The sequence below is a fragment of the Mycobacterium sp. pR1184 genome, assembly GCF_041287235.1.
GTDB lineage: Bacteria > Actinomycetota > Actinomycetes > Mycobacteriales > Mycobacteriaceae > Mycobacterium.
Genome location: NZ_JBGGKR010000012.1, coordinates 174,686 through 200,299 on the forward strand (window position 1 = coordinate 174,686; position 25,614 = coordinate 200,299).

Annotated in this window: 22 protein-coding genes and 1 pseudogene; 19 read left to right on the top strand and 4 right to left on the bottom strand. The window is 65.6% G+C overall.

Annotated features, from left to right (window positions below; all coding sequences use genetic code 11):
- The first annotated feature begins 82 nt into the window (after nucleotides 1-82).
- The 4 genes from ACAG21_RS21025 to ACAG21_RS21040 all read left to right on the top strand — a co-directional run bounded on the left by ACAG21_RS21025 (nucleotide 83) and on the right by ACAG21_RS21040 (nucleotide 3,722).
- Nucleotides 83-943 carry a hypothetical protein gene (locus tag ACAG21_RS21025; RefSeq protein WP_370498187.1) on the top strand — a complete coding sequence of 287 codons (861 nt, stop codon included), beginning with the start codon at nucleotides 83-85 and terminating at the stop codon, nucleotides 941-943.
- A gap of 133 nt (nucleotides 944-1,076) precedes the next feature.
- On the top strand, nucleotides 1,077-1,832 hold the full coding sequence (gene fabG1 / locus ACAG21_RS21030; RefSeq protein ID WP_370498188.1) for a 3-oxoacyl-ACP reductase FabG1: 756 nt from the start codon (nucleotides 1,077-1,079) through the stop codon (nucleotides 1,830-1,832).
- A gap of 26 nt (nucleotides 1,833-1,858) precedes the next feature.
- Nucleotides 1,859-2,668 (top strand): NADH-dependent enoyl-ACP reductase InhA, encoded by an 810-nt coding sequence (inhA, locus tag ACAG21_RS21035; RefSeq protein WP_370498189.1) that lies wholly within the window; start codon nucleotides 1,859-1,861, stop codon nucleotides 2,666-2,668.
- A 16-nt stretch (nucleotides 2,669-2,684) separates the two neighbouring features.
- A complete protein-coding gene (locus ACAG21_RS21040) occupies nucleotides 2,685-3,722 on the top strand; it encodes a ferrochelatase (protein ID WP_370498190.1) in 1,038 nt (345 codons plus the stop codon).
- On the opposite strand, the gene ACAG21_RS21045 is transcribed toward ACAG21_RS21040, so the two are convergent.
- On the bottom strand, nucleotides 3,719-4,663 hold the full coding sequence (locus ACAG21_RS21045) for a hypothetical protein (RefSeq protein ID WP_370498191.1): 945 nt from the start codon (nucleotides 4,661-4,663) through the stop codon (nucleotides 3,719-3,721). The genes ACAG21_RS21040 and ACAG21_RS21045 overlap by 4 nt on opposite strands.
- Nucleotides 4,664-4,720: 57 nt before the next feature.
- On the opposite strand from ACAG21_RS21045, the gene ACAG21_RS21050 reads away from it, so the two are divergent.
- Genes ACAG21_RS21050 through ACAG21_RS21060 form a run of 3 tightly spaced genes read left to right on the top strand, consistent with a single transcriptional unit; the run spans nucleotide 4,721 to nucleotide 6,700 of the window.
- Nucleotides 4,721-5,149, top strand: coding sequence for an NfeD family protein (locus ACAG21_RS21050; protein WP_370498192.1), 429 nt, complete (start codon nucleotides 4,721-4,723; stop codon nucleotides 5,147-5,149).
- 48 nt (nucleotides 5,150-5,197) lie between these two features.
- Nucleotides 5,198-6,334 carry an SPFH domain-containing protein gene (locus tag ACAG21_RS21055; RefSeq protein WP_370498193.1) on the top strand — a complete coding sequence of 379 codons (1,137 nt, stop codon included), beginning with the start codon at nucleotides 5,198-5,200 and terminating at the stop codon, nucleotides 6,332-6,334.
- Between the two features lie 9 nt (nucleotides 6,335-6,343).
- A complete protein-coding gene (locus ACAG21_RS21060) occupies nucleotides 6,344-6,700 on the top strand; it encodes a DoxX family protein (RefSeq protein ID WP_370498195.1) in 357 nt (118 codons plus the stop codon).
- Nucleotides 6,701-6,761: 61 nt separating this feature from the next.
- Here the strand turns inward: ACAG21_RS21060 and ACAG21_RS21065 are convergent, their stop codons facing one another.
- From ACAG21_RS21065 to ACAG21_RS21075, 3 genes are read right to left on the bottom strand one after another with little or no spacing between them, the layout of a single operon-like run.
- Entirely contained in the window at nucleotides 6,762-7,049 is a 288-nt protein-coding gene (locus ACAG21_RS21065) for a hypothetical protein (protein ID WP_370498196.1), read from the bottom strand.
- A 27-nt stretch (nucleotides 7,050-7,076) separates the two neighbouring features.
- Nucleotides 7,077-8,075, bottom strand: a complete 999-nt coding sequence (locus ACAG21_RS21070; RefSeq protein ID WP_370498197.1) for a S1 family peptidase — start codon at nucleotides 8,073-8,075, stop codon at nucleotides 7,077-7,079.
- A 49-nt stretch (nucleotides 8,076-8,124) separates the two neighbouring features.
- Nucleotides 8,125-8,886 carry a TVP38/TMEM64 family protein gene (locus ACAG21_RS21075; protein WP_370498198.1) on the bottom strand — a complete coding sequence of 254 codons (762 nt, stop codon included), beginning with the start codon at nucleotides 8,884-8,886 and terminating at the stop codon, nucleotides 8,125-8,127.
- Between the two features lie 192 nt (nucleotides 8,887-9,078).
- Here ACAG21_RS21075 and mutA point away from each other — a divergent pair, with 192 nt between their 5' ends.
- From mutA to ACAG21_RS21135, 12 genes and pseudogenes are all read left to right on the top strand, one after another.
- The gene (gene mutA, locus ACAG21_RS21080) at nucleotides 9,079-10,950 is read left to right on the top strand and encodes a methylmalonyl-CoA mutase small subunit (RefSeq protein ID WP_370498199.1); all 1,872 of its coding nucleotides are present in this window, start codon (nucleotides 9,079-9,081) and stop codon (nucleotides 10,948-10,950) included.
- A gap of 4 nt (nucleotides 10,951-10,954) precedes the next feature.
- Nucleotides 10,955-13,207: a methylmalonyl-CoA mutase gene (gene scpA, locus ACAG21_RS21085; protein WP_370498200.1), complete on the top strand. Its 2,253-nt coding sequence runs from the start codon at nucleotides 10,955-10,957 to the stop codon at nucleotides 13,205-13,207.
- A 173-nt stretch (nucleotides 13,208-13,380) separates the two neighbouring features.
- Entirely contained in the window at nucleotides 13,381-14,370 is a 990-nt protein-coding gene (meaB, locus tag ACAG21_RS21090; protein WP_370498201.1) for a methylmalonyl Co-A mutase-associated GTPase MeaB, read from the top strand.
- Between the two features lie 63 nt (nucleotides 14,371-14,433).
- A complete protein-coding gene (locus tag ACAG21_RS21095) occupies nucleotides 14,434-15,720 on the top strand; it encodes a serine hydrolase domain-containing protein (protein WP_370498202.1) in 1,287 nt (428 codons plus the stop codon).
- Nucleotides 15,721-16,025: 305 nt separating this feature from the next.
- Nucleotides 16,026-17,013 (top strand): annotated as a pseudogene (locus ACAG21_RS21100) (sulfotransferase family protein).
- A gap of 220 nt (nucleotides 17,014-17,233) precedes the next feature.
- Nucleotides 17,234-18,355 (top strand): NAD-dependent epimerase/dehydratase family protein, encoded by a 1,122-nt coding sequence (locus ACAG21_RS21105; protein ID WP_370498203.1) that lies wholly within the window; start codon nucleotides 17,234-17,236, stop codon nucleotides 18,353-18,355.
- 225 nt (nucleotides 18,356-18,580) lie between these two features.
- A complete protein-coding gene (locus ACAG21_RS21110) occupies nucleotides 18,581-19,681 on the top strand; it encodes a class I SAM-dependent methyltransferase (protein ID WP_370498204.1) in 1,101 nt (366 codons plus the stop codon).
- Between the two features lie 210 nt (nucleotides 19,682-19,891).
- Nucleotides 19,892-20,698 (top strand): TylF/MycF/NovP-related O-methyltransferase, encoded by an 807-nt coding sequence (locus ACAG21_RS21115; protein ID WP_370498205.1) that lies wholly within the window; start codon nucleotides 19,892-19,894, stop codon nucleotides 20,696-20,698.
- A gap of 31 nt (nucleotides 20,699-20,729) precedes the next feature.
- Nucleotides 20,730-21,998 (top strand): glycosyltransferase, encoded by a 1,269-nt coding sequence (locus tag ACAG21_RS21120; protein ID WP_370498206.1) that lies wholly within the window; start codon nucleotides 20,730-20,732, stop codon nucleotides 21,996-21,998.
- Nucleotides 21,999-22,304: 306 nt separating this feature from the next.
- On the top strand, nucleotides 22,305-23,582 hold the full coding sequence (locus tag ACAG21_RS21125; RefSeq protein ID WP_370498207.1) for a glycosyltransferase: 1,278 nt from the start codon (nucleotides 22,305-22,307) through the stop codon (nucleotides 23,580-23,582).
- A gap of 260 nt (nucleotides 23,583-23,842) precedes the next feature.
- Nucleotides 23,843-24,649: a TylF/MycF/NovP-related O-methyltransferase gene (locus tag ACAG21_RS21130; RefSeq protein ID WP_370498208.1), complete on the top strand. Its 807-nt coding sequence runs from the start codon at nucleotides 23,843-23,845 to the stop codon at nucleotides 24,647-24,649.
- Nucleotides 24,650-24,813: 164 nt separating this feature from the next.
- Complete coding sequence (locus ACAG21_RS21135) at nucleotides 24,814-25,614, top strand: class I SAM-dependent methyltransferase (protein WP_370498209.1); 801 nt, start codon at nucleotides 24,814-24,816, stop codon at nucleotides 25,612-25,614.

The window sequence follows — 25,614 nt, forward strand, 5'->3', positions numbered from 1 at the left end:
CACACTGCGAGATTCATCGCGGATTTTCGCGATGCGCTTACGCTCGCGACCGTTGTCGGTGTTGCTGCGCACACTTCTGGTCATGACGGACCCGTTTCTGGGCAGTGCCGCGCTGGCCGCGGGCAACCTGACGCCCTATGTGCTGCGTAGCCGTTATGTCGCACTGCACAAGGACGTCTATGTGCTCCGGGGTGCCGAGCTGACAGCGGTGATGCGGGCGAAAGCATGCTGGTTGCGTTCGCGAGGACGCGGCGTGCTCGCTGGCTATTCCGCGTCAGCTCTACACGGCGCCAGGTGGATTGATCCATCGTTACCCGCGGCAATCATCGATGTGAACCGCTATCCGACCGCAGGAGTGCAGGTGTGGGAGGAGCTGATTGAGGACGACGAGATCGAGGTCATCGGTGGTATGCGCGTCACTACTCCGGCTCGAACCGCGCTTGATCTGGCACGTCGACTCCCGCAGGGAGCTGCGGTCGCTGCAATCGACGCGCTCGCCCAGGCGGCTGACCTCAAGATGCCAGACGTCGACGCATTGCTCGATCGCTACCGGGGTCGCCGCGGATTGAAGTCCGCGCGAGCAGCGCTCGCCCTGGTCGATTCCGGTTCGCAGTCGCCGAAAGAAACGTGGTTACGCCTGCTGTTGGTCCGTGCGGGATTTCCCCCGGTGCAGACGCAGATCGCAGTCCGCAATGAATGGGGCTGGGTGGAGGCTTATTTGGACCTGGGTTGGGACGACATCAAGGTGGCCGTTGAATACGACGGTGACCAGCACCGGTTGAACCGGCGCCAGTATGTGAAGGACATTCGCCGGATAGAAATGGTTGAGCGACGTTACGGATGGCTGGTGGTCCGAGTCGTCGCTGAGGACCATCCGGACGACATCATCCGCCGCGCGAAGGAAGCCCGTGCCCGCCGAGGGGTCCCGCCGCCGCGAGCGTAAGCACATTGCTAATTTCAGCACGGCTTTTCGCAGTGTGCTTACGCTCGCGGCACGAGTGGGAGGTGGCGTTACGGTCGCGCTGCAAAAAGGGGCAGATTGGAGCTCTGCCACACCGAGACGATAGGTTGGCCGAGTGACTGACGTAGCCACCGAGTCCGCCACCGCCGGCGGCAAACCCCCATTCGTATCCCGGTCGGTCTTGGTGACCGGCGGAAACCGGGGGATCGGTCTGGCAATTGCCCGGCGACTGGCCGCCGACGGCCACAAGGTGGCCGTCACACACCGCGGCTCCGGGGCACCCGAGGGGTTGTTCGGCGTCGTGTGCGATGTCACCGACAACGAAGCTGTCGACCGCGCCTTCAAAGAGGTCGAGGAGCACCAGGGTCCGGTCGAGGTGCTGGTATCCAACGCCGGCATCTCCAAGGATGCATTCCTCATCCGGATGACCGAGGAGCGGTTCGAGGAGGTCATCAACGCCAACCTCACCGGGGCGTTCCGGGTGGCGCAGCGCGCGTCGCGCAGCATGCAGCGCAAGCGATTCGGCCGCATCATCTTCATCGGTTCGGTGTCGGGCAGTTGGGGCATCGGCAACCAGGCCAACTACGCTGCCGCCAAGGCCGGTCTGATCGGCATGGCCCGCTCCATCTCCCGGGAGCTGTCCAAGGCCGGTGTCACCGCGAACGTGGTGGCCCCCGGCTATATCGACACCGAGATGACCCGCGCGCTCGACGAGCGAATCCAGGAGGGCGCCCTGGAATTCATCCCGGCCAAGCGGGTCGGCACCGCCGAGGAGGTCGCCGGGGCGGTGAGCTTCCTGGCGTCTGAGGATGCGAGCTACATCGCCGGTGCGGTGATCCCGGTTGACGGCGGCATGGGCATGGGCCACTGAGTACAGAAGGACGGACGAGAGAAGAGATGTCAGGACTACTAGAAGGCAAGCGGATCCTCGTCACGGGGATCATCACCGACTCGTCGATCGCCTTTCACATCGCCAAGGTGGCGCAGGAGGCCGGCGCGCAGTTGGTGCTCACCGGGTTCGACCGGTTGCGGTTGATCCAGCGCATCGCCGATCGGCTGCCCGAGAAGGCGCCGCTGATCGAACTCGACGTGCAGAACGAAAAACATCTGGACACCCTGGCCGAGCGGGTGACCGCCGAGATCGGTGAAGGCAACCAGCTCGACGGTGTGGTGCACTCCATCGGCTTCATGCCGCAGACGGGAATGGGCATCAACCCGTTCTTCGACGCACCATACGAAGACGTGTCCAAGGGCATCCACATCTCGGCCTACTCTTACGCGTCGCTGGCGAAAGCGGTTCTGCCGATTATGAATTCGGGCGGCTCCATCGTCGGTATGGACTTCGACCCAACCCGCGCGATGCCGGCGTACAACTGGATGACGGTCGCCAAGAGCGCACTCGAGTCGGTCAACCGGTTCGTGGCTCGCGAGGCCGGTAAGTCCGGCGTCCGCTCGAATCTGGTTGCCGCCGGGCCGATCCGGACGCTCGCGATGAGCGCGATCGTCGGGGGTGCTCTCGGCGAGGAGGCCGGCGCCCAGATGCAGCTGCTTGAGGAGGGCTGGGACCAGCGCGCTCCGATCGGCTGGAACATGAAGGACCCGACGCCGGTCGCCAAGACGGTATGCGCGCTGCTTTCGGACTGGTTGCCTGCGACCACCGGCACCGTCATTTACGCCGACGGCGGCGCCAGCACCCAATTGCTCTAGGCGGCAATGGATTTCCGTGGAATTTGACGCTGTCCTGCTGCTTTCATTCGGCGGACCAGAGGGCCCCGAGCAGGTCCGGCCGTTCCTGGAAAACGTCACCCGGGGCCGCGACGTGCCGCCGGAACGGCTCGACGACGTCGCCGAGCACTATCTGCATTTCGGTGGCGTGTCACCGATCAACGCCATCAACCGCGCGCTGGTCATGCAGCTGGAATACGAACTGGCCCAGCGGGGTCTTCAGCTGCCGGTGTACTTCGGCAACCGCAACTGGGAGCCGTACGTCGAAGACACGGTTAAGACCATGCGCGACAACGGTGTTCGCCGCGCCGTGGTGTTCACCACGTCGGCGTGGAGCGGGTATTCCAGCTGCTCGCAGTACAGCGAGGACATCGCCCGGGCCCGGGAGGCCGCGGGCCCCGATGCGCCCGAGTTGGTCAAGCTGCGGCCTTACTTCGATCACCCGCGGTTCGTGCAGATCTTCGCCGATACCATCGGTGCCGCGTCAGGCGCCCTGACTGCCGAGCAACAGGCCGGCGCGCGTCTGGTGTTCACCGCACACTCGATTCCGGTGGCCGCCGACGAGCGCCTCGGCCCGCGACTGTACAGCCGCCAAGTCGCTTACGCCGCAAGCCTTGTCGCGGCGGCCGCGGGGTACGCCGAGTACGACCTGGCCTGGCAGTCGCGCTCGGGTCCGCCGCAGGTGCCATGGCTGGAACCCGATGTCGCAGACCATCTCACGGCGCTGGCCGCGGCGGGCACCCAGTCGTTCATCATCTGCCCGATCGGTTTCGTGGCCGACCACATCGAGGTGGTGTGGGATCTCGATCACGAGCTGGCGGGTCAGGCCGAGGCGGCCGGTGTGGCGCTGGTGCGGGCCTCGACGCCCAACGCCCACCCGCGTTTCGCGCAGCTCGCCGCCGACCTGATCGACGAACTGCGGTACGGCCGTGCCCCCGAGCGGGTGAGCGGTCCGGATCCGGTGGCAGGCTGCCTGGGCAGCATCAACGGAGCGGCATGCCGCCCGCCGCATTGCGTTGCGCGAGAAGGCGGTTAGTCGGCCCAGGCCGACTGCATGATCGCGTTCACCGCGGCCATCCGCGCCGAACGCACCACGGCGTTGAGCGGTCGCAGTGCGTCGCCCGCGATCCGCGCCTCCGACGACGATTGGGTGCCCACCGGCTCCAGTCCGGAGGCCACGCGGGCCGCGAAGCGATCCGGTGCAGCGGCATCGGACGTCCGGCTCAGCCCGGAGCTGACCGTGATGATCGCGTCGACGTGTGCGGCGTTCTCCAGCACCCGCAATGCACGTGACGGGGCGTGGTCGGGAATCCGGTGTTGCCGTGTGGATTCCAGTAGCTGCTCGACGAGCCCACGGGGATCGTCGATGTCGCTGGTCGATCCCAACCCCATCGCGCCGAGCGCGTCGGCGGCTGACCGCACCGCCGACCGCAGCGAGTATTCGGCATCGCCCAGCTCGTGGTGGTCGAACACCGGCGCGCCGGGCAGCGAGTACACCGTCCAGGCCAGCGCACACAACTCCGGTGAATCCGGCTCCTCATCGTCGAGATCGGCGTAGGAGAACTCGGGGACCAGGCCAACCGCCGCCGTCGGATCGTCGGGGTGGGCGATGATCACCGCCTCACCGGCGGCCATGGCGTCGCGCTCGAACTGCGTCCCCGGGGCCAGGCCGCGCACGTCGCCGGGAATCGGCAACACCACGTTGATCCGTCCGTGCAGCGATCCCGGCGCACCGGTGGTCCCCGGCAGCGTCAGCCGGCCAACCGCGGCGCGCAGCGTCTGCAACAACGACACGGTCCCGGCGTCGTGGATGTCGGGCCAGGGCAGTCCGGTGTGACCGGCCGCGATCGCATCATACGCGGTAACGGATTGCTTTGGTGCCCAAAGGGATAACGCGTCCAATACGTCATCGGGCGCAGCCTTGCCGGCGAGCCAGGCATTAGCCCACACGGACAGTGAAACACTTGGACACCACATGATCTCGCAGTGTAGTTGTTCGGTCCGGCAAAGGCGGATCACGCGTATTCTGACGGCATGGCGATCGCGCTGAGCTGGCTAATCTTCGCGCTGGCTCTTGCCGGTGCCGAGGCGCTGACGGGCGATATGTTCCTGTTGATGCTGGGCGGCGGTGCGCTGGCCGCCTCGGTCACGGCGTGGTTCACGGATTGGCCGATCCTGGCCGACGGCGCGGTGTTCCTGGTCGTCTCAATCCTGCTCGTCGTGCTGGTCCGGCCCGCATTGCGGCAGCGGATGACTCCCAGGTCGCTGCCGACGGGCATCGAGGCGCTCGAGGGCAAGAGCGCGCTGGTGCTCGATCGGGTTGCCCGCGATGGGGGGCAGGTGAAACTCGACGGCCAGGTGTGGACGGCGCGCCCGTTCAACGACGGCGATGTCTACGAGCCCGGCGAATCGGTCACCGTCGTGCACATCGACGGTGCGACGGCGGTGGTGTTCAAGCACTAATCGGTCGGCACAGACGCTGCGAAGACGCTGCGAGAGAAAGGAACTCCGGTGGAAGGTGCGGTTGCGGGTTTGGTGTTGCTGGCCGTCTTGGTGGTCTTTGCGATCATCGTGGTGGCCAAGTCCGTGGCGCTGATACCGCAGGCCGAGGCCGCGGTGATCGAGCGTCTGGGTCGGTACAGCCGTACGGTCAGCGGGCAGCTGACGCTGCTGGTGCCGTTCATCGATCGCGTCCGGGCCCGGGTCGATCTGCGCGAGCGAGTGGTGTCGTTCCCGCCGCAGCCCGTGATCACCGAGGACAACCTGACGCTCAACATCGACACCGTGGTCTATTTCCAGGTCACCGTTCCGCAGGCGGCCGTCTACGAGATCAGCAACTACATCGTCGGCGTCGAGCAGCTCACCACGACCACGCTGCGCAACGTCGTCGGCGGCATGACGCTGGAGCAGACCCTGACCTCGCGCGACCAGATCAACGGGCAGCTGCGCGGTGTGCTCGACGAGGCGACGGGCCGGTGGGGCCTGCGCGTCGCGCGAGTCGAGCTGCGCAGCATCGACCCGCCGCCGTCGATCCAGGCCTCGATGGAGAAGCAGATGAAGGCCGACCGCGAGAAGCGGGCGATGATCTTGACCGCCGAAGGCACCCGGGAGGCGGCGATCAAGCAGGCCGAAGGTGCCAAGCAGGCGCAGATCCTGGCCGCCGAGGGCGCCAAGCAGGCCGCGATCCTGGCCGCGGAGGCAGACCGGCAATCCCGGATGCTGCGCGCTCAGGGTGAGCGGGCCGCGGCTTACCTGCAGGCGCAAGGCCAGGCCAAGGCGATCGAGAAGACGTTCGCGGCGATCAAGGCCGGCCGGCCCACCCCGGAGATGCTGGCCTACCAGTACCTGCAGACGCTGCCGAAAATGGCGCAGGGCAGCGCCAACAAGGTGTGGGTGGTGCCCAGCGACTTCAGCGCGGCGCTGCAGGGTTTCACCAAACTGCTGGGCACGCCCGGCGAGGACGGGGTGTTCCGGTTCGAGCCGTCGCCGGTCGAGGACGTGCCCCAGCACGCCGCCGCCGCGGACGATGCCGACGTGGCCGATTGGTTCTCCACCGAGACCGACCCCAAGATCGCCCAGGCGGTCGCCAAGGCCGAGGCGATAGCCCGCCAGCCCATCGACGGTCAGCCACCCGAGTTGACCCAATAGGATTGCCGGATGAGCGTTTTGACTTCTCCGAAGACGTATACGGCGCTGGGTGCCTTTCACGCCGTCGACGCGGTGTTGTGCGGTGTCCAGATCGCCCCGATCAGGAAAGTCCTAGATGACGTCGGACTTCCGGAGAACGTCAGGCCCGTGCTGCCGGTGGTGAAGTCCGCGGCTGCCGTCGGCTTGCTGTCGGTCACCCGTTTCCCCGCGCTGGCGAGGCTGACGACGGCGATGCTGACGCTGTACTTCGCCCTGGCGGTGGCCGCGCACGTGCGAGTGCGCGACAAGGTCGTCAACGGTCTGCCGGCCGCGGTGTTTCTGGCCCTGGTCGCTGCGATGACAGTGCGGGGACCGGATCAGAACTAGTCGACTGCCGAGTACCAATGTGCTTGCGCCGCTGAAGCTCTCCCGCGGCCGCTGCTTAGGTCTACGGTGATACCGGCGCCGGCAACGCGTGGGGCGTAATGGCCTCCGGAGGGCCAGGGGGACGCGGGGGCATCGGCGGCACGCTCGTGGGCGCGGGGTAGCCGGAGGTCTGCGAGAACGGCGGTGGATACGGCGGCGGGGGCAGCTGGACGCGGATCGTGAACACCAGCCCGGTGATCGCGAAGGCGGCGATCGCGCCGACGATCAGACCTGCCAAGCCGGCGGCGACGAGCGCGGCCGTGGAAAAGCGCCGACCGGGTGCGCCGGCGTGGCTGTCGTCGGACGTCATGTCGCTCCCGAGTCGTCTCGAGGCCGCTCAGCGCGGTCCGGATGGTGGTGCGGTCATGGCGGTCAGATGCCATTGGTCCAGCCACGGCTGCACCAGTTCGGCAACCGAGAACTTGGCCGGGGCCAGGCACCCGGCCACGGGATTGGCGGGATTGCTGCCCCGAATGTCGATGCCGACCGCGGTGGCGGTGCCGTCGTTTCGGATGAGGTAGACGGGGCCGCCGGAATCACCGCATTGGCCGCCCGCCGCGAACGAGACCTTGCTCTCGGTGATGTCGAGGATCGCGCCGCATTCGGCCTCGCCACTGCTCATGCCGTACTTGCACAGCTGCTCTCCGATCGACAGGTCGGTGGTGACACCCGTGATCGGCAGCGCGGCGGCGATGGCCGGACTCTGCGGGACATTGTCGCCGTCGAGCACGATCAGGCCGATGTCGTGCTGCTCGTTGTGGACACCCTCGTTGACGGTCTGGACGAACGTGCCCAGCTTCGCGTAGGGGAGGATCCCGGCGAGGTTCATCACCACCTTGCTCGGTTGCCGGGACCGATTGCAGTGCCCCGCGGTGAGAACACCGGCCTGCCCACTGCTGGTGTGCACCAAAAACCCAGCGGTGCAACCCATTCCACCGGAGCCGTCGGTGTATTCGACGTAGATGCCTGCCCCCGGTCCCGCGGCAGCGGACGCGGGCAAGGCGATGGGTGTCAGCTCGGGCGCCGACGGTTCCAGGGTGTGCTCGTAATTCTTGGGCGCCAGCCAGATGGCCGTAATGCACACAACGGCGGCGAGCGCCGCGCCGATCGTCACCCACGAGGCGTGCGGCCGCGGCCGTGGTATTGGCGGGTAGCGCAGCACCGGTGAGGCGAGGACGCTGCCGGCCGGCACGCGATACAGCTTGATCCGGTCGAGCAGGAAGGACAACACCGCGACGGCCACCGACGCCAGCGCGCCGAGCAAGAGCACGAGCAGACCGGCTCGCGACGGCTGCACGGCGAAACTCGCCAGCTGCTGCGCGTAGACCCGCTCCATTGAACAGATCTTTCAGGCAAGCGGCAGCGCGCTCAAGAAAACGGCGAAGTTAGCTGAAAATGGCCGGTTCGGAGGCGGGCTCCTCGGGATGCGGCGCGCGGCGGTGGTGCCGGCGGTAATGACGTATCTCGAGGACCAGCCCCGTCAGCCCCAACGCACTGGTGACCAACGACACTGCGAACAGCAGCGGGCTGGGGTGACCGGCCAGCGCGTCGCCCAGAAACACGACCGCGGCGGTTCCGGGCAGCAGGCCGGCCAGCGTGGCCAGCGTGTAGGGCAGGATGCCGACGGCGGACGCGGCGGCGGCATAGTTCACGACGGAAAACGGCAGCACCGGAATCAACCGCAGCGACACGACCGACACCCAGCCCCGCTCGCGCAGGCGCTCGTCGGCCCGGTGGATCGCCCGGTGACGGACCAACCGGGACAGCCGCCATCCCGCGGCGCGCACCAACACCAGCGCCAGTACCGCGCTCGCCGTGCTGGCGACCACCGCGATCACCACGCCCAGGGCCGGCCCGAACAGCAGACCCGCGGCCAGGGTGAACGCCGTGCGGGGCACCGGCACCACCGTGACGACGATGTGCGCGAGCAGAAATGCCAGCGGGAACCACGGGCCCAGCGATTGGGCCCAATCGCGCAACTGGACCGCGCCGGGCAGCGGAATCCATAACGCCACGGCCACCGCAGCTGTGATACCGACCACTGCCGCGATGGCGCGCGGCCGGGACAGCTGGCGTGCGCTCAACGCCAGCGCGCGCCTGAGACTGCGCAGCGTACTGGTGGTTTTGGCGGTGGCGGGGCCCGTCACGCCACTCAACGTTACGGGCCGGATATGAATAACTTGTATCCCCGGCTTGGTGTTTCGCCGGCGACTTGGGCCGACCGATTCCACCGCACGGTTTTTTGACGGCGGGGCCAATCAATTAGCCTGATTAGCGAGTCGCGTGTCCTCCGCAACTTCAAGCAACGTTGCCAATAGCTGCGAAAACAGGAGCAGTCGGTGTCCATTGATGTACCCGAGCTCGCCGACCTGGAACAGGTTCGCGAGCGGTGGCGCACCGCGGTTGCCGGTGTGCTCGCCAAGAGCACCCGCAAGGAACCCGCCGAGTTGGGGGAAGAACCCGAGCAGCTGCTGGACACCCCGACCTACGACGGATTCGCCGTTCGTCCGCTCTATACCGTCTTCGACGAGCTGCCCGAGCCGTCGCTGCCCGGCCAGTGGCCCTACCTGCGCGGCGCGGACCCCCTCCGTGACGTCAAGTCCGGCTGGAAGGTCGTCGAGGCATTCCCGTCCGCCGATGCCACCGCCGCCGAAACCAACGCGGCCGTGCTGGGCGCGCTCGGTGAAGGGGTCAGCGCGCTGCTGTTGCGAGTCGGGGCGGGCGGCGTGGCTCCCCAGGAGCTCGAAGGGCTGCTCGCGGGTGTCTACCTGAGTATGGCGCCGATCATCCTCGAGGCCGGCGCGGACTATGCGGCGGCAGCCGACGCGATGCTGGCCCTGGTGGACGAGGTCGAATCCGACCAACGCGCCACCCTCTCGGTGGACCTGGGTGCCGACCCGCTGACCGCGGCGCACAGTGGGCGCCCCGCGCCGACGATCGACGACGTCGTCGCGGTCGCTTCCCGGGTGACCGTCGATCACGGCGTGCGGGCGATCACCGTCGACGGGCCCGCGTTCCATAACCTCGGCGCCAACGCGACGTGGGAGCTGGCGGCCAGTGTCGCCGCCGCGGTGGCCTATCTGCGGGTGTTGACGGAGTCGGGGATGCCGGTCCGCCGGGCGCTGGGCCAGATCAGCTTCCGGTTCGCCGCCGACGACGACCAGTTCATGACGATCGCCAAAATGCGTGCCGTGCGCCAACTGTGGGCGCGAGTCGCCGAGGTCGTGGGGGAGCCGGATGCCGGCCGGGCGATCGTGCACGCGGAGACGTCGCTGCCGATGATGACCCAGCGCGATCCCTGGGTGAACATGCTGCGCTGCACGCTGGCCGCGTTCGGCGCCGGTGTCGGCGGCGTCGACACCGTGCTCGTGTTCCCGTTCGACATCGCGATCCCGGGCGGTTTTCCCGGTACGGCGCGAAGCTTCGCGCGGCGCATCGCGCGCAACACCCAGCTGCTGCTGCTGGAGGAGTCGCACGTCGGCCGGGTGCTGGACCCCGCCGGTGGGTCGTGGTTCGTCGAAGACCTCACGCAGCGCATCGCCGAGGGCGCCTGGGAACACTTCCAGGCCATCGAGGGCCGCGGCGGATTCGTCGACGCTCGTGACTACATCGCCGATCAGATCGCCGACATCGCCGCAGAGCGCGCCGACGACATCGCGCATCGCCGCACCGCGGTCACCGGCGTCAACGAATTCCCGAACCTGTCCGAACCTGCACTGCCGCAAAGTGATTCGATCGGTCAACCCGACGTCGGAAACTTGCAGCGCTACGCCGCGGGATTCGAGGCGCTGCGCGACCGCTCGGATGCCTTCCTGGCCCGCACCAATGCCCGGCCCAAGGCGTTGCTGCTTCCGCTGGGCCCGCTGGCCGAGCACAACATCCGCACCACGTTCGCGGCGAACCTGCTGGCGGCGGGCGGCATCGAGGCGGTCAACCCGGGAACCCTCGACGCAGATGGGGTCGCCGCGGCCGCGTCCGATGCGGGATCGCCTGCCGCGGCGGTGATCTGCGGCACCGACAAGCGCTACGCGACCGAGGCGGCCGCGATCGTCGACGCGGCACGCAACGCCGGAGTGTCGCGGATCTACTTGGCCGGAGCGGAAAAGGCGGTCGCCGATACCGATCCCGAGCACCGGCCCGACGAATACCTGACGGCCAAAATCAATGCGATCGAAGCCCTTTCGGATCTGCTCACTCGGTTGGGGGCGTGACACGATGACGACGTCGACTCCTGTGATCGGCAGCTTCGCCGACATCCCGCTGCGCGGCGACCGCGAGGGGGAGCGGCCCACCGAAGCGGCCGTGGACGAGCATGTCGCCGCGGCCGCCGCGGCGCACTTGTATACGCCGGATCAGTTGGTGTGGCATACGCCGGAAGACATCGCGGTCAAACCGGTTTACATCGGGGCCGACCGTGCGGCCGTCGAGGCCGACGGCTATCCGCTGAACAGCTTCCCCGGTGAACCGCCGTTCGTGCGCGGTCCCTACCCGACGATGTATGTCAACCAGCCGTGGACAATCCGCCAATACGCCGGCTTCTCCACCGCCGCGGAGTCCAACGCGTTCTACCGCCGCAACCTGGCCGCCGGCCAGAAGGGCCTGTCGGTGGCGTTCGACCTGGCCACCCACCGCGGATACGACTCCGATCATCCCCGTGTTCAGGGTGACGTCGGAATGGCCGGTGTAGCAATCGATTCCATCCTGGACATGCGACAGCTGTTCGACGGCATCGACCTGTCGTCGGTGTCGGTGTCGATGACCATGAACGGTGCCGTGCTGCCGATCCTGGCGCTGTACGTGGTGGCCGCAGAGGAGCAGGGGGTGCCGCCGGAGAAGCTGGCCGGCACCATCCAGAACGACATCCTCAAAGAGTTCATGGTGCGCAACACCTACATCTATCCGCCCAAGCCGTCGATGCGCATCATCTCCGACATCTTCGGATACACCAGCGCCAAGATGCCGAAGTTCAACTCCATCTCCATCTCCGGCTACCACATCCAAGAAGCCGGTGCCACAGCGGATTTGGAGCTGGCCTACACGCTGGCCGACGGTGTGGACTACATCAAGGCCGGGCTGGACGCCGACCTGGACATCGACAAGTTCGCGCCGCGGCTGTCCTTCTTCTGGGGCATCGGGATGAACTTCTTCATGGAGGTCGCCAAACTGCGCGCGGGCCGGTTGCTGTGGAGCGAACTGGTCAGCCAGTTCAACCCCAAGAGCGCGAAATCGCTTTCACTGCGCACACACTCGCAGACCTCGGGCTGGTCGCTGACCGCGCAGGACGCGTTCAACAATGTCGCCCGGACCTGTATCGAGGCGATGGCCGCGACCCAGGGCCACACCCAGTCGCTGCACACCAACGCCCTCGACGAGGCGCTGGCGTTGCCCACCGACTTCTCCGCGCGGATCGCTCGTAACACCCAGCTACTGCTGCAGCAGGAGTCTGGCACCACGCGGCCGATCGACCCATGGGGCGGCTCTTATTACGTCGAGTGGCTGACCCATCAGCTCGCGCAGCGCGCGCGGGCCCACATCGCCGAGGTCGCCGAGCACGGCGGTATGGCCCAGGCCATCGACGACGGCATTCCCAAGCTGCGCATCGAGGAGGCCGCCGCACGCACCCAGGCCCGGATCGACTCGGGCATCCAGCCCGTGGTGGGCATCAACAAGTATCAGGTCGAGGAGGACCAGGAGGTCGAGGTCCTCAAGGTCGAAAACAGTCGGGTGCGCGCCGAACAGCTGGCGAAGTTGAAAGACCTACGGGCGAACCGGGATTCGCAGGCCGTCGAGGCCGCGCTGGCCGATTTGTCCCGGGCCGCCGCCGCTCACGGCCGTGCCGGTGAAGACGGCCTGGGCAACAACCTGCTGGCGCTGGCGATCAACGCCGCGCGGGCCAAGGCCACGGTCGGGGAGATCTCGGACGCGCTGGAGAAGGTGTACGGCCGCCACCAGGCGGAGATCCGTACGATCGCCGGCGTCTACCGCGACGAAGCCGGAAAGGCTCCGAACATGGCAATCGCCACCGAACTAGTCGAGAAGTTCGCCGAGGCCGACGGCCGCCGGCCCCGGATCCTGGTGGCCAAGATGGGCCAGGACGGCCACGATCGCGGACAGAAGGTGATCGCGACGGCATTCGCCGACATCGGCTTCGACGTGGACGTCGGATCGTTGTTCTCGACACCGGAGGAAGTGGCCCGCCAGGCCGCCGACAACGACGTACACGTGGTCGGAGTGTCCTCGCTGGCCGCCGGACACCTGACCCTGGTTCCCGCGCTGCGCGACGCGCTCGCCCAAGCAGGCCGGCCCGACATCATGATCGTGGTCGGTGGCGTGATCCCGCCCGGCGACTTCGACGAGCTTTACCAGGCGGGCGCGGCGGCCATCTTCCCGCCCGGCACGGTGATCGCCGACGCCGCAATCGGCTTGCTGCACAAGCTCGCCGAGCGGTTGGGCTACGACCTCGGCTAGGGCGCATCGCAGTGGCCACATCAACCCCATTGGTCTCCACGCGGGAAGACACTGACTTTGCCCGCCTCTGAGCGACAACCCGGCCGACAGACTAAGTGCCCTGGCCTCTTGCGGGCGAATTGTCGCTCAGAGGCGGGCAAATCGTCGTATCGCACCTTTTGCTGGCGGGCTCGATGACATCCAAGAGCAACGAGACCGTCGACAAACTGGCCCAGGCTATTCGCAGCGGCGATCGTGCGGCGCTGCCACGAGCCATCACGATGCTGGAATCCACCCGGGCGGACCATCGCGAGCGGGCCCAGCAGTTGCTGTTGGAATTGCTGCCCGACTCCGGGAATGCCCATCGAGTGGGTATCACCGGGGTGCCCGGGGTCGGAAAGTCCACCACCATCGAGGCGCTGGGCATGCACCTGATCGAACGCGGCCACAAGGTCGCGGTCCTGGCGGTCGATCCCTCCTCGACGCGGACCGGCGGCTCGATCCTCGGCGACAAGACCCGGATGTCGCGGTTGGCGGCGCACCCCGACGCCTACATCCGGCCATCGCCGACATCGGGGACTTTGGGTGGTGTAGCAAAGGCGACTCGGGAGACTGTCGTCCTGCTGGAGGCGGCGGGTTTCGACGTGATCCTGATCGAAACCGTCGGCGTGGGCCAGTCCGAGGTGGCCGTGGCCAACATGGTCGACACCTTCGTTCTGCTGACCCTGGCCCGCACCGGCGACCAGCTGCAAGGCATCAAAAAGGGCGTGCTGGAACTGGCCGACATCGTCGTGGTCAACAAGGCCGACGGCGAGCACCTGCCGGAGGCGCGCAAGGCCGCCCGGGAGCTGTCGTCGGCGATCAGGCTGATCTATCCGCGCGAAACCCTATGGCGGCCACCGGTTCTCACGATGAGCGCGGTGGAGGGGAGTGGGCTGGCCGAGATGTGGGACACCGTCGAGCGTCACCGCCAGGTGCTCACCGAGGCCGGGGAGTTCGAAGCCCGCCGGCGCGAGCAGCAAGTCGACTGGACCTGGCAGATGGTCCGCGACACGGTCCTGGACCGGGTGCTGTCCAACCCGGCGGTGCGCAAGATGCGTGCCGAGCTGGAGCGGCAGGTCAAAGCCGGCGAGCTTACCCCCGCGCTGGCGGCCCAGCAAATACTAGACGCGGCGTCGCGCTAACGGAAAGGTAAATTAATCCGTGTTTGCGCCTCAGTCGGGCCGATCCGAAGTAAATTCAAAATCGTGACGGTAGACAACGGGGTCGATCGCCGCACGAACCCCTCCCGCGATGGCCTTGACGCAGGTCATCGTGTGTTCGGTGCGGTGGACCCAAACTTTTCCTGCGTTGTACGCGGCTTTTCGAGCCTGTTCCCCGGTCGCCGCTTCGGCGGTGGAGCGCTGGCGGTCTACCTCGACGGCCAACCGGTTGTGGACGTGTGGACGGGCTGGTCGGACCGGGCGGGCAAGGTGCCCTGGACCGCCGACCGGGCTCCGATGGTTTTCTCGGCGACCAAGGGGATGGCCGCGACGGTCATCCACCGGCTCGCCGATCGGGGACTGATCGACTACGAAGCGCCCGTCGCCGAGTACTGGCGTGAGTTCGCTGCCAACGGAAAGTCCACGCTCACCGTCCGCGAGGTGATGAGACACCGCGGCGGTCTGTCGGGCTTGCGTGGCGCCACCCAGGACGACCTGCTGGATCACCTGGTCATGGAAGAGCGGCTGGCCGCGGCGCCGCCCGGACGGTTGCTGGGCAAACCTGCCTACCACGCCCTGACCTTCGGCTGGCTGATGTCCGGCCTGGCCCGCGCCGTCACCGGCAAGGGCATGCGCACGCTGATCCGCGAGGAACTGGCCGAGCCACTGGGCACCGACGGCTTGCACCTGGGGCGGCCACCGGCCGGCGCGCCGACCAGGGTCGCGGAGATCATCATGCCGCAGAACGTCATTGGCAACCCCGTCATCGGCTACGTGGCGCGCAAGGTCGCCACCGAGTTCTCGGGCGGATTCCGCTCGCTGTACTTCCGTGGCGTCATGGCTGCCGTGCAGGGCGATATTCCGTTGCTGGACGCCGAGATGCCGGCGGCCAACGGGGTGGCTACGGCTCGCGGGTTGGCGCGGATGTACGGCGCTATTGCCAACAACGGTGAGATCGACGGCACCCGCTTCTTGTCGCCGGAGATCGTCGCCGGGCTGACTGGGCGGCGCAGCCTGAAGCGGGACCGAAACATCATGGTGCCCTTGTCATTCCACCTCGGCTATCACACCGTGCCGTTCGGCAATGTGGTGCCGGGCTTCGGACATGTCGGAATGGGCGGATCGTTCGGGTGGGCTGACCCGGCGTCGGGGCTGGCATTCGCATTCGTGCACAACCGGCTACTGTCGCCCTTCCTGGTGCTGGATCACTCTGGCGTGGCCACGCTGGGCAACTTGCTGCGGGCGGGTGTCGGCAAGGCCCGCAAGCGCGGTTTCCGGCCGATCACCGAGTTCGGGGCGCCGTTCAGCGAGCAGGGCGCAGTTGCTGGCTGAGTCTGGTTTCCGCGCGTAACTTCGGATGCGGCGGTAAAATCGGGCAACCCTCGATGGTGAACACCCGGTTACCAGCCAACGAACCGCGAGGTAGGGGGCCGAACGAAAGGCTTTCCCGTGCGAACCGCCAGTGACACGACCGCCGCTCAAGTGGCGATTTCCCTGCAGTCGCGTAAATTAGTTTCGGTAATGATCGAAAGTCGATGTTACGACTCAATACACGGGGTTGGGGCGCCGCGCCGCTATCCCGCTGGGCGGATCGACCAGGGTGGGACGGCTTGCGTAGCAGGCTTGGAGTCGTGTTCGTGACCGCGACGGACGGCGGGGTCAAGGGCGCGCGCAAGGCCACGAACGCGCATCGCGGGGTCGTCCTTTTCGTATTAGGGCCGCAACGGTCCGGGACGTCGGCGCTGACCCGTGTTCTTTCCCTCTCCGGTGGTGTGTTGCCCGCCGGGATGTTGGGCGCCGACGCAGGCAACCCGCGCGGCTATTGGGAACCGCGCAAGGCCATCGCCATCAACGAGACCATTTTTCATCGCCACCACACCGCCTGGTTCGACCCGTCACTGTGGTCGATGGACAGCGAGACGCTCGACGCCAAGGAGAGGGCCGCCTGCATCGGCAAGATCGAGGCCTATCTGACCAAGCTGCCCGTCGCGCCGTTACTGGTGATCAAGGAACCCCGGATAACCACGCTGTCCCCGCTGTGGTTCGAGGCCGCACGACGGTCCGGTTTCCAGGTGGGGGTCGTGATCGCGGTCCGACACCCGATGGAGGTCATCTCGTCTGTCGCGGCGACCTGGCAAGTCTCGCGAGAGCTCTCGGGGGCCCTGTGGTTGAAATACAGCCTTCTGGCGGAGCGCTACACGCGCGGCCTGCCGCGCGTGTTCGTCGACTACTCCGCCTTTCTGGACAACTGGCGCCGGGAAGTAAAGCGGAGCCACCACGCTCGACATCGACCTGAACACGCAGCAAGAGGACGCAATCGAGGAGTTTCTCACCGATGATCTGCGGCGCCAGCGACACTCCGGACACGTGAAAGGGCTCGGCGCGGACTGGATGTCCACCGTCTACAACACGCTCTGCGAGGCCGCGCACGACGAGCCGCTGGACACCGCCGCACTCGATCGCATTTTCGAGTCGTATCGCGCCAGCGACGAGTTGTGCGCGGCCTTCGAGGATTTCCGCGCTCTTTCCAAGAAACCCCTCTACCGGTTCCTGCGCCCGTCGATCGCAATACCGATGATGGAGCTTGTCGCGATGGCACACGGGCGCCGGGGCACCTGGGCCTAGCGGTTTGCCAGGTCGACGAAAAAGCTTGTCCTGCAAGCATTACGAAGCGGTTCACGATCCGCGATGACCAGTCCGATGACATCGAACCGGCGCCACCTCCGCTGCCGGCCGCGTGGTCGCTGCGGACCTAAATCGCGAATGCCACTAGCCGGAGGATGCTCCTCGATATGATCGACCAGACCCATTGACGAACGGGAGACCTCGGCTCTTGTCACAATCCGTGCTTATCACTGGTGGAGCTGGATTTATCGGGTCTGCGCTGTCGCGCCGTCTCGTCGAGGCCGGTTACGAGGTCGCGGTGATGGACGTATTGCACCCACAGGTGCATGCCCCGGGGCAGCCGATCGACGTGCCGGCATCGGTGCGGTTGTTCACCGGCGACGTCACCCACGCCCCCGACTGGGATGCCGTGCTCCGGTTGTTCTGTCCTTCGCAGATCGTCCACTTGGCTGCCGAGACGGGAACAGCGCAGTCGCTCTCCGAGGCGACGCGCCATGGTTCGGTCAACGTAGTGGGCACCACCCAACTTCTCGACGGCTTGAGCCGGGCGGGATTCGTGCCCGATCAGCTTGTGCTGGCGTCGTCCAGGGCCGTCTACGGCGAGGGCGCTTGGCAGAGCGGCGGACACATCTTCTATCCGCGCCCGCGCAGCCACGCGCAACTGGTGGCGGGCAACTGGGATCCGCAAAGCCCGACGGGTGAGCCCGCGGTGCCGCTGCCCAGCTGCGCGGGCCGAACCGAGCCTCGACCCACCAATGTCTACGCGGCGACCAAGCTCGCCCAGGAGCACACATTGGCGGCCTGGGCCGCCGCACACGACACGAATGTCAGTGTGCTGCGGTTACAGAACGTTTATGGGCCGGGCCAGTCGTTGACCAATTCGTACACCGGAATAGTCGCGTTGTTCGCGCGATTGGCCCGCGAAGGTCATTCGCTGGAGGTCTACGAAGACGGTCGGATTGTGCGCGACTTCGTATACATTGACGACGTTGTCGACGCGTTGTTCGCGGCAGTGCAGCAACCCGCGCCCGAGCAACGCTGCCTGGACATCGGATCAGGTACCCCGACGACGATTCATGAGCTGGCACAAACGATTAGCGCCGTTTGCGGTGCCCCCGAACCGGTCGTCGTATCGAAATTCCGCGACGGCGATGTGCGTGCCGCGAGCTGCGACGTCGAGCCCGCGAAAGAAGCGCTGGATTGGCGCCCGAAATGGACGCTCGACGATGGTTTGCAGAAACTGCTGGAATGGATCGGCCGGCAACGCGAATCCCGTTCCGCCGCAACCGATCACACCCTCGATTCGCACCGCGCGGTAGCGGAACGTGCCGGGCGGAATTAGCGGCGCCGGTCGTCCTGTGGCGTGGTTGGTGACGACCTGGGCACGCACCGCACTCTGTGATTGCCGCTGATGTCGCCCGGGGTCGAAGATCAGACGCGCCGGTCGGCTCGGACGTGGCGAAGTCGGGTTCGCTACGCGCTCGGGGTGACTTACGAGCAATCGTGTGGTTCATTCAATAACTTGACGCGATTCGCCTTAGTCTAGCCAGAACAGGGAGGTGAACCGGTGGGCGTTGGGGTTGACAGGCGAGACGTGGAGCGGACGGCTGTTCATCGTCTGTGGAAAGCGGTGCTCTTTGGCACTGCGCTCGTCGTAGCTGCGGCATGCTATTTCGTGCCGGCTCTCCTCATCCCGATCGGTGTACTCCTGGTGTTGCTGGTAGGCGCACGCATTGTTCGTCCGGGGCGGGATCGCTACATTCCCAATTTATATGCGCGGGACACGACGATTTATGACGACGCCTACGGTGATTTCGTTCGCCGGAGCATGAAAGATTTGCGGCGGCGCCGAATTCGAAATCACACATTGCTGAATGAGGCGTCCGGCTTGGCCGGGCCGGCCCTGGGCGACTCCGACGAACTGATCCTCGACCTCGGCGTCTGGATCGGCTGGTCGACGAGGCTGATATCCGATGCCAGCGACCGAATGGTTTACGGCTTCGACAGCTTCGAGGGTCTGGTTGAGGACTGGAAACTCGAGGACCATGTCGTCAAGCGCGGAACGTTCTCCTTGTCGGATCCGTTTGCGCAACGGTTCATGCAAGACACCGGAGTCACTTTCCACGACGGCGTGCCCGACGCCCTCGGCCGTAAAGTCCAGTTCATCAAGGGCAGCACCTACGACACGCTCGCGCCGTTTTTGGCCGACCGGCCGAATGCGCCGATCAGGCTCTTTCACATGGACCTGGATACCTATGAGAGTTGCCTGCACGCGTTGGAGACGTGCAAGGAGCACTTCGTTGCGGGGTCGATCCTGGTCTTCGACGAGTACCTCGTCACCAACGGCGAAATGCGGGCGTTCTTCGAGTTTCAGTCTCGCTATCAGCTGGAATGGCAATACCGGGCGTGGGGTCTCGAGATGATGGAGATGAATCTCGAGATGGTCACCGCCCGTTGGAAACGCATCTTCTACCGCATGGTCGCGATACCGGTGTATTGGCTGATCGGCGAGGGCAGCTTCGCCGTGAAGTTCTTACGAAAGCCGTTCTGGCGATTTTGGTTTGGTGCTCCGATAGGTGACGTGATTTTCCTGCTCAGCGCGGCCGGGTCGCGGAAGTCGGTCAGTCTCGAGATCACCGGTCTGGGCAAGCTCGAGCGGACGCGCTAGTTCGACCGACGATTGACGGTAGACTCCACACGCTGCGGGGCCGTTAGCTGGGGGCGTGGACGCCGACGTCGCGACTACCTCGGTGGTGGCTGGTTTCGCCTCGGCGGCCTGCGGGAAAACCGCGAAACGCGTTGGCGCCCTCGGCGGGCGTCTAGGCTGAACAACCGGTTGACACATGGGAGTTAAAGGTATGGGAAATTGGGGGCAGATTTGACCGCGACTGAATGCGATTCGCGATCGGCGTATCTCGACCTGCTCCGTCGTGACCTCACCAGATACGGTCAGGATCAACTGGTGCCGGTCGGGTGGTACCGCTTGGGGCGGCCGCTGTTCAACAGCCGCAATTTCATGCTGGTGCGCAGATACCCGTTCAACCAGCATGCGCGGGACCTCGGCCTGGATTGGCCGACGGATGCCTTGACGATGATCGGCATGCAGCGGCTGACCAGCCTGCAGCACTGTGTCGAGACGGTGCTGGCCGACGGGGTTCCCGGCGACTTGGTCGAGTGCGGCGTATGGCGCGGCGGCGCTTCGATCTTGATGCGCGCGGTGCTTTCGGCGTATGGCGACCGGACCCGCACGGTGTGGCTGTGCGATTCGTTCGCCGGTGTACCGCCCCCGGACACCGCGAACTACAAGGCCGACAAAGGGATCAAGCTGCACCGCCACGCGAAGATCCTTGGCGTTCCGGAGGCGGAAGTCCGGGCGAATTTCGAGCGCTATGGTTTGCTCGATGATCAGGTCCGGTTTATCCCCGGCTGGTTCAAGGACACGCTGGCAGACGCTCCGATCGAGCAGATTTCGGTCTTGCGACTCGACGGCGATCTGTATGAATCGACGATTCAGGCCCTCGACGCCCTTTACCCGCGCTTGTCGTCCGGCGGCTACTGCATCATCGACGACTACCACGCCCTGAAAGCGTGCGAGCAGGCGGTGGCCGACTACCGCGACAAGCATGGGATATCCGCCAAGATCGAAGAAATCGACGGCACCGGCGTGCTCTGGCGCAAGCCATAACGCCACACAAACCTAAAGGCCTGATTTCGCAATGAAATTCGTGCTGGCGAATTACGGAACTCGAGGCGATGTCGAGCCCTCCCTCGTTATCGCACGCGAACTGCAGCGCAGAGGTCACGACGTGCAAATGGCCGTCGCGCCCGACCTGATGGGATTCGTCGAGACGGCCGGTCTTCCCGCGGTCTCCTACGGGTTGGACACGCGGACCTGGCTGGACGTGTATCGCAACCTGTGGACGTCCTTCTTCAGCAGGTTCTGGCGGGTCCGGCAGCTGAGACGGCTGTGGCACGAGATGTGGGAGCTCAGCGACGAGTGCTGGACCCAGATGAACACGACGCTGGTGTCGCTGGCCGAGGGTGCTGACCTGCTGTTCGCCGGGCTGAGTTACCAGGAAACCGCCGCCAATGTCGCGGAGTACTACGACCTTCCGCTGGTTACGTTGCATCACGTCCCGATGCGGCCCAACAACCAGGTCGTATCGTTCCTGCCGCCGCCGCTGGCCCGTTACTCGATGACGGCGTTCGACTGGTTCTGCTGGCGGCTGAACAAGAAGGTCGAAGACACGCAGCGCCGCGAACTCGGACTGCCCAAGGCAACCGGACCTTCCCCGGGACGCATCGCCCGGCGTCAATCCCTGGAAATCCAGGCCTACGACGAGGCGTGCTTTCCCGGGCTGGCGGACGAATGGGCGAAGTGGAACGGCCAGCGACCGTTCGTCGGCACGCTGACGATGGAGCTGACGACTGAGGTCGACGACGAGGTCGTGTCCTGGATCACCGCCGGCACACCGCCTATCTGCTTTGGTTTCGGCAGCATGGCGGTGGAATCTCCGGCCGACACGATCGAGATGATCAGTTCGGCCTGCGCGGAGTTGGGTGAGCGGGCACTGGTGTGCGCCGGCTGGAGCGACTTCAGCGGCGTTGCGCTTCCCGACCACGTCAAGGTGGTGGGCGCGGTGAACTACGCGAAGGTCTTTCCCGCCTGCCGCGCCGTCGTGCACCACGGCGGCTCGGGCACGACGGCGGCAAGCATGCGGGCGGGCGTTCCCACGTTGATTCTTTCGATGGACCCCAACCAAACAATCTGGGGATCCCAGCTCAAAAAGCTGAAAGTGGGGACCACCCGTCGTTTCTCGAGCACCAACCGCGAATCACTGGTCGCGGATCTGCGCCGCATCCTTGACCCGGAATACGCGACGAGAGCCCGCGAGCTTGCCACCCGGATGACCAAACCCGCCGACAGCGTCAGCGCCGCGGCAGATCTGGTGGAAGACTTTGCCCGCGCGAAGCACCTTGCGTAATCCGGGATGGAGCCGCGAATTACGCGGGGGCAATCGCCTGCGTTCTGCTTCATTCGCCAGAATTTCTTCGCTGCGCTTTCATTCGCGGCTCGCCGTCTTTGAATATCAAGTTTGCCGACAACGATTAGCCTTCCGATCACGGTGTCTGATAATCGATCCGAACTCATTACCGACGAACGCTGACGCGTTCGCGGCAACGGCAAATTTGCGGCTGTTCGGGACAGCCAAAAGCCGACGTGAACCAGGAGTAAACGCGCTCGCCTGGGCTTGCCTAGGTCGACGGGAAGTGATAGGTCTAGCCTCGCGATGAAATTTGCTCTGGCATGTTACGGAACCCGGGGGGATGTCGAGCCCTCGCTGGCTGCTGGGCGCGAACTGTTGCGCAGAGGCCACGAAGTTCGCATGGCCATCCCGCCCAATCTCCTTGGCCTGGCCGAGACGGCCGGACTTGAGGCGGTCGCCTACGGACCGGATATGCAGGCGTTCTGGGACGACGAGTTCCTGCGCAACTTCTGGTCGAGGTTCCGCCGCACGTTCTGGACCATCAAGGGTCCGATCGACTTGGTGCGCGAAGCGTGGGAGCCCGTGCTGCGGTCCTGGACGGATATGAGCGAGACCCTGACGGCGCTGACGGCCGGGGCGGACGTGCTCTTCACCGGCCAGCTGTACCAGGACCTCGCGACCAACGTCGCCGAGTACTACGACATCCCTTTGGCGGTGCTGCATTACATCCCGATGCGGCCCAACGGCCAGCTCATCCCGAACCTGCCGGCCCCACTGGTACGCACCGGTATGGCCGCGTATGACTGGATGGTCTGGCGGATGAACAAGAAGGCAGAGGACGCCCAGCGGCGTAAGCTCGGCCTGCCGAAGACCACCTGCGCCTCGCCCAAGCGGATTGCCCAACGCGGGTCCTTGGAACTGCAGGCCTACGACCAGGTGTGTTTCCCCGGGCTGGCCGCCGAGTGGGCGAAATGGGGCGAGCGCCGCCCGTTTGTCGGGGCCTTGACGATGGGACTCACCACAGATATCGACGACGATGTCGTGGCGTGGGCGAACGCCGGAACGCCGCCGATCTGCTTTGGCTTCGGCAGCATGCCGGTCAGTGAAACCCCGGCTGACACCGTCGAGATGATCGCCGCGGCCTGCGAGCAGTTAGGCGAGCGGGCCTTGATCTGCGCCGGTTGGGCAGACTTCAGCGAGGTACCGCATTTCGATCACGTCAAGGTGGTCGGCGCGGTGAATTACGCGAAAGTCTTCCCCAGTTGCCGTGCGGTGGTGCATCACGGCGGCTCCGGCACCACGGCCGCGGGCCTGCGCGCCGGGGTCCCCACGCTGATCCTGTGGACGGCGGGCGATCAGCCGTTCTGGGGTGGCCACCTCAGACGCCTGAAAGTGGGTGCGGCCCGGAAGTTTTCGCTCACCACCAAGGACACGCTGATCGAGGACCTGCGGCAGATCCTCACGCCGGAATGCGCTGCCAAGGCGCGGGCGCTCGCAACCCATATGACGTCGGCCGAGGACAGTGTCACGCGCGCGGCAGATCTGCTGGAAAGCTTCGCCCATTCGGGCCGTTTTGCGTGATCGGCGGGCGCCTCGGTGCCGCTCCCGCGATGCGGGTGCGTTCGAGTAGGCGGCCGAAGTCGCACTTCACACCTCGATTCGGCGGCCAGGTGCCTGCTACTCAGTTAACATGCTGTGGGGGTTGGTACGGTCTCGGGCCCTTGTCGGGGATCGGACCGGTTGAGCGGGGGAGTTGGCGGAAGACTGTGGAACGCGTTGGTGACGTCGAACGGCGTCTAGGCTCCATGATTGGGAGTAGTGGTATGCGAGAAGAGGGCCGTTTGACCGTGACTGATACCGACGCACGGTCGGCGTACCTTGACCTGCTCCGTCGCGACCTCACCCGATATGGTCAGGATGAGTTGGTGCCGGTCGGGTGGTACCGGCTGGGGCGGCCGATTTTCAACGCCCGCAACTTCATGCTGGTGCGTAAATACCCGTTCAACGCTTATGCGCGGGACCGGGGCCTGGACTGGCCGGCGGACGCGTTGACGATGATCGGCATGCAGCGACTCACCAGCTTGCAGAAGTGTGTCGAGACGGTGCTCACCGACGGCGTTCCCGGCGATCTGGTCGAGTGCGGCGTATGGCGTGGCGGCGCTTCGATTTTGATGCGCGCGGTTCTATCGGCGTACGGAGATCGGACGCGCAAGGTGTGGTTGTGCGATTCGTTCGCCGGCGTACCTCCGCCGGATACGGCGAATTACCAAGCCGATAAAGGAATCAAGCTGCACCGGCACGCGAGCATCCTCGGAGTCTCGCAGGAGCAGGTCAAGGCCAATTTCGAACGCTATGGGTTGCTCGACGAGCAGGTCGATTTTGTCCCCGGCTGGTTCAAGGACACGTTGGCCGATGCACCGATCGAGCAGATTGCGGTGCTAAGGCTCGACGGCGATCTGTACGAGTCGACGATTCAGGCCCTCGATGCGCTCTATCCGCGGTTGACGTCCGGCGGGTTTTGCATCATTGACGACTACTATGCCCTGAAAGCGTGCGAGCAAGCGGTGGCCGACTACCGTGAGAAGCACGGAATAACCGCTGAAATCGAGGAAATCGACGGCACCGGTGTGCTGTGGCGCAAGCCGTAACCACCACGCGGCCCTAGCAGCTTCCCAATCAACGAACGGCAATCGCCGTTCGCCGTAAACCCATGCCCAAGAACGTGTTTGCGCTATCCAGTGCAACGCAATTGGTCAACCAAGTTGGCGGTGAACCCATCCCATACGCCGGAGCTAAGGTAGACGCCAATGTTATGGTTGCCGCCGTGGCCAACGGTCTGGACGTCAAGACTCGCCTGCTGATGTGGTGGGTGCGCGGTGAGTATTGGCTCGCGCGCAAGGTACTACCCGACGTCTACGCAAGTGACGGCCTGATCAGCTTCCACAACGACGCCTTCCTGGACGACCCCGCCTTCCAGCGCGCCTACAAACGTGGCGCGCGTGCGCTGCCCGACCAGGACTGGTATCAGTGGCAGTGGCGGGTACACGTCGGGCTCTGGGCGGCCAAGAGCGCGAGCCTGCTGGACGGCGATTTCGTCGAGTGTGGCGTCAGCTATGGGTTCTTGAGCAGCGCCATCATGGAGTACCTCGACTGGGACAGCCTGGGCAAAACGTTCTATCTGCTCGACACGTTCGCCGGAATCGATTCGCGCTTCGTCACAGAGGCCGAACGCGAGTCCGGTGAGTATGAGCGAAGCCAGTTGAAGCTGCGCAACGGCATGTATGTCAGCGGAGTCGAGGGTGTCCGCGCCAATTTCGCCCAGTGGAAAAACCAGCGCATCATCGTGGGTGCGGTTCCGGAAACCCTCGACCAGGTCGAAGCGCAGACGGTTGCCTACCTACACATCGACATGAACTGTGCGCCACCCGAAGTCGCGGCGCTGCGCCATTTTTGGCCACGGCTGACGCCGGGTGCCTTTGTGCTCCTCGACGACTACGCGAATCGGGGGCGTGACGAGCAGCGTGCCGCGATGGATGCGTTGGCGGCAGAATTCGGTGTGGTGATCTGTGCGCTGCCCACCGGACAGGGCGTGCTGATCAAGCCGGCACGGTAA

Coding starts and splice junctions, on each gene's coding strand:
- ACAG21_RS21120 (WP_370498206.1), top strand. CDS start 20,730: ATGAAATTCGTGCTGGCGAATTACGGAACTCGAGGCGATGTCGAGCCC.
- ACAG21_RS21135 (WP_370498209.1), top strand. CDS start 24,814: ATGGTTGCCGCCGTGGCCAACGGTCTGGACGTCAAGACTCGCCTGCTG.
- ACAG21_RS21125 (WP_370498207.1), top strand. CDS start 22,305: ATGAAATTTGCTCTGGCATGTTACGGAACCCGGGGGGATGTCGAGCCC.
- ACAG21_RS21070 (WP_370498197.1), bottom strand. CDS start 8,075: ATGGAGCGGGTCTACGCGCAGCAGCTGGCGAGTTTCGCCGTGCAGCCG.
- ACAG21_RS21060 (WP_370498195.1), top strand. CDS start 6,344: ATGAGCGTTTTGACTTCTCCGAAGACGTATACGGCGCTGGGTGCCTTT.
- scpA (WP_370498200.1), top strand. CDS start 10,955: ATGACGACGTCGACTCCTGTGATCGGCAGCTTCGCCGACATCCCGCTG.
- ACAG21_RS21025 (WP_370498187.1), top strand. CDS start 83: ATGACGGACCCGTTTCTGGGCAGTGCCGCGCTGGCCGCGGGCAACCTG.
- ACAG21_RS21045 (WP_370498191.1), bottom strand. CDS start 4,663: ATGTGGTGTCCAAGTGTTTCACTGTCCGTGTGGGCTAATGCCTGGCTC.
- meaB (WP_370498201.1), top strand. CDS start 13,381: ATGACATCCAAGAGCAACGAGACCGTCGACAAACTGGCCCAGGCTATT.
- ACAG21_RS21050 (WP_370498192.1), top strand. CDS start 4,721: ATGGCGATCGCGCTGAGCTGGCTAATCTTCGCGCTGGCTCTTGCCGGT.
- inhA (WP_370498189.1), top strand. CDS start 1,859: ATGTCAGGACTACTAGAAGGCAAGCGGATCCTCGTCACGGGGATCATC.
- ACAG21_RS21065 (WP_370498196.1), bottom strand. CDS start 7,049: ATGACGTCCGACGACAGCCACGCCGGCGCACCCGGTCGGCGCTTTTCC.